The organism is Pseudomonas sp. 313, from assembly GCF_000316965.1.
Classification (GTDB): domain Bacteria; phylum Pseudomonadota; class Gammaproteobacteria; order Pseudomonadales; family Pseudomonadaceae; genus Chryseomonas; species Chryseomonas benzopyrenica.
In genome coordinates this window covers 1-3,160 of sequence record NZ_ANBZ01000110.1, presented here as the reverse complement: position 1 = coordinate 3,160, position 3,160 = coordinate 1, and the positions used below count along the sequence as shown (strand labels likewise).

Annotated in this window: 3 protein-coding genes and 1 pseudogene; 2 read left to right on the top strand and 2 right to left on the bottom strand. The window is 61.4% G+C overall.

The window, feature by feature from the left end:
* Positions 1-240 precede the first annotated feature (240 nt).
* Both C722_RS0124360 and C722_RS0124355 read right to left on the bottom strand, forming a co-directional pair.
* The gene (locus C722_RS0124360; protein WP_017642997.1) at positions 241-1,224 is read right to left on the bottom strand and encodes an MDR family oxidoreductase; all 984 of its coding nucleotides are present in this window, start codon (positions 1,222-1,224) and stop codon (positions 241-243) included.
* A 46-nt stretch (positions 1,225-1,270) separates the two neighbouring features.
* Positions 1,271-1,903: a TetR/AcrR family transcriptional regulator gene (locus tag C722_RS0124355; protein WP_177323679.1), complete on the bottom strand. Its 633-nt coding sequence runs from the start codon at positions 1,901-1,903 to the stop codon at positions 1,271-1,273.
* 145 nt (positions 1,904-2,048) lie between these two features.
* Here C722_RS0124355 and C722_RS25380 point away from each other — a divergent pair.
* Together C722_RS25380 and C722_RS25375 are read left to right on the top strand one after the other, a co-directional pair.
* Positions 2,049-2,980, top strand: a pseudogene (locus tag C722_RS25380) (LysR substrate-binding domain-containing protein).
* Between the two features lie 72 nt (positions 2,981-3,052).
* Positions 3,053-3,160: transposase (locus C722_RS25375; protein ID WP_017638581.1), on the top strand; the 108-nt coding region annotated here is incomplete at its 3' end.

The following is a 3,160-nucleotide window of genomic DNA, read 5'->3' as shown; positions in this document are numbered from 1 at the left end:
CCTAAGGGTAGAATTTATTTATGACTGAAAAACACCCAAGATAAAGCCATCCGATACTCCGGGCGTTATAGCGAAGCGGCGTCGTTCGAATAAGCGAGTGCTAAAAAAGATGGGTCTTCCTTCAAAAGAAAGATGCCCGTTAGGACTTTCAGGTTGAAAAGAGTATGAGACTTGGCAGCCGTCCACTCCACACCGTATCGGCGTGGAGCGTCGGCTGATCATCGACGCCTAAGCGGAAACTCAGCGGTTCAGTTTCACCACCACTCTTCCGCGGACCTTCCCACTCAACAAATCGTCGGAGATGGACACGGTGTCCTGCAGGGAGATCTCTCGGCTGATGTCGAGCAACAGGTCACTGTCGAGCTCTTCACCCAGTCGCTGCCAGGCTTCCACCCGCCGCGCGTAAGGCTGGGTCACGCTGTTGACGCCGAGCAGGCTCACTCCGCGCAAGATGAAGGGCGCGACCGTCATGGGCAGGTCCATTCCCTGCGCCAGGCCACAGGCGGCGACCGCACCCTCGGAGGCGGTTCCCGCGCAGACGTTGGCCAGGGTATAGCTACCGACGGAATCGATGGCCGCGGCCCAGCGCTCCTTGCCAAGCGGTCGACCCGGCGCGCTGAGCTCTGCCCGATCCATCACGGACTCGGCGCCCAGACGCTTGAGGTATTCTCCTTCCTGTTGCTTGCCCGTGACGGCGATCACCGAGTAACCGCGGCGGGCCAGCAGGGAAATGGCAAAGCTACCCACCCCGCCCGTGGCCCCGGTAACCAGCACCTGGCCGCTTTGCGGGATGAGTCCGTGGCGCTCCAAGGCCATCAGGCAGAGCATCGCGGTATAGCCGGCAGTCCCCACGGCCATTGCCTGGAACTCCGACAGCGCAGGCGGCAGGGGAATCAACCATTCGCCCTTCACCCTCGCCTTCTCCGCCAGGCCACCCCAGTGGGTCTCGCCCACGCCCCAGCCATTGAGCAAGACCCGGTCGCCGGGTTGGTACTGGGGATTCGAGCTGGCCTCGACCACGCCGGCGAAATCGATCCCGGGAACCATGGGGAACTGACGAACGACCGGGCCGCGCCCCGTAATGGCCAGTGCATCCTTGTAGTTCAGCGTGCTGTAGAGGACCCGAACCGTCACGTCGCCTTCCGGCAGCTGAGTGTCGGCCAGTTCGGCGATACCGACGTGAGGCGTCCCGTCGTGCTTCTCGATGAGTAGGGCTTTGAACATGCAGCCTCCTATTTAGACCGATCGTCTAAAAATGAACCAAAAGAAATCATCGCATGATTCCAGCCAGGTATCCCGTGATGAAGATGTCCAGCGGCGTGGCATTCTGCGCCAGTCGCGCGCGCAGCACGGCGCCCTCCCAGCCGATCCAGAAAAAGGCCGCCAGGGCGTCACAGTCGGTGCCCGCAGGTAGCGTACCGTCCTTGACCCCCGCCCTCAGGCACAGCGCCAGGCGTACCTGCCAATCCAGCAGGACGGCCTCCAACTGGGCGCGAAAACTTTCCGGAAGCACCAGGATCTCCTGACCGAGATTGCCCACCAGGCAACCGCGGCGGAAGCCATGCCTAGTCATGCCCGCCTTGGCGTCCTGGACGAAATTCCACAGCCGCTCGAGCGGAGGGACATCTTTCGCCAGAAACCACAGATCGAGCTTTTTGGCGAAATAGGCGGCGTAGCCCTGCAGGACCTCCTGACCAAAGGCTTCCTTGCTAGCGAAGTAGTGATAGAACGAGCCTTTGGGAACCTGGACCTGCTTGAGCACGGCATCGATGCCGGTCGCTGAAAAGCCCTGTTCGGTGAAGACCGCCATGCCGACATGGAGCAGAGCTTCGCGGGTATCGTGATGAGTCCGCGGCACCTTGGGAGGACGGCCACGACGCGGAGGCGAGTTAGGAATGGTCATGCCCCTAGTATTTAGACCGATCGTCTCTAAAGTCAAAACTTTCCGTCGAGCGATGTGCAACAGTGGCGCGATACCCAAGAGCGACCAGGGCGCTAGCGCCGCACCCGATTCCGCCCAGCGCCAACTGCAGCCCACCGAGTGAGCCATGAAAAAACGCCTTCCTCCATTGAATTGGCTGCGTGCCTTCGAGGTATCGGCGCGCCACCTGAACTTCACCCACGCCGCCCAGGAGCTGCACCTGACCCAGGCCGCCATCAGCCAGCAGCTAAAGGCGCTGGAGTCGCAACTGGGGGCCGTGCTGTTCAAACGACTACCCCGTGGGCTGGAACTCACCGAATTGGGGATGACGTACTTCCCCGTGGTGAGGGAGTCGGTGGAGCGCTTGGTGGCGGCGACCGATGAAATTTTCGGCCAGGGCCACCGGAGCGTGCTGATCGTTCGCAGCAGCCTGATGTTCTTCACCCACTGGCTGGCGATCCGTCTGCCGCGCTTTAAGGCGCTGCACCCGACTATCCAACTGCGCGTGGACAGCAGCATCTGGGTCGAGGACGCCGATTCCGATGCCGACCTGGAGATTCGCTATGGTCAGGGACGTTGGTCCGGTCGCAAGTCCGAACGGCTGACCTGGGACACGCTCCAGCCGGTCTGCGCACCCACCTTGCCCACGATCGCGAAGCCGCTGGCAAAACCCGAAGACTTGCAGCACCACGACCTGCTACACGTGATGGGCTACGAGGAAGGCTGGGGATACTGGCTCAAGCGCAAGGGTGCCGAGCACCTCGACTCGTCCCAGGGCCTGCAGTTCGACACCCTGATCTCAGCGCTGGAAATGGCCGAACTCGGGCAGGGCGTCGCCCTGGCGCGCTCGTCATTGGTCCAGCATCAGCTGGCGTCTGGTCGCCTGATCGCCTGATCGCCCCACTGGCCAACGACATCGTGACGCAAGAAGCGTTCTACCTAGTGTATTCCGCCCACAGCCTGATGAATCCTGCCGCGGCGGCCTTCGCGACCTGGATTGCTCAGGAAGCCCTGACGTTCCGGGATGAATTGCTTGGCAGTGGCGAAGCCCCCGATTAGCAATAAGCCATGAATCGCCCCTAGTTTCGTAGACACCTCCAAGCCTCATAATGAGACCCAGCAGGAGGTGCCATGAGCAACCAGCGTTACCCCGAAGAATTCAAGATTGAAGCGGTCAAGCACATCACTGAACGCGGCTTGCGCGTTGCTGATGTAGCAGAGCGTTTAGGCGTGTCCACG

What these genes read in the sequence shown, in the direction of transcription:
- C722_RS0124360 (WP_017642997.1), bottom strand. Translation starts at nt 1,224, where the DNA reads ATGTTCAAAGCCCTACTCATCGAGAAGCACGACGGGACGCCTCACGTC.
- C722_RS0124355 (WP_177323679.1), bottom strand. Translation starts at nt 1,903, where the DNA reads ATGACCATTCCTAACTCGCCTCCGCGTCGTGGCCGTCCTCCCAAGGTG.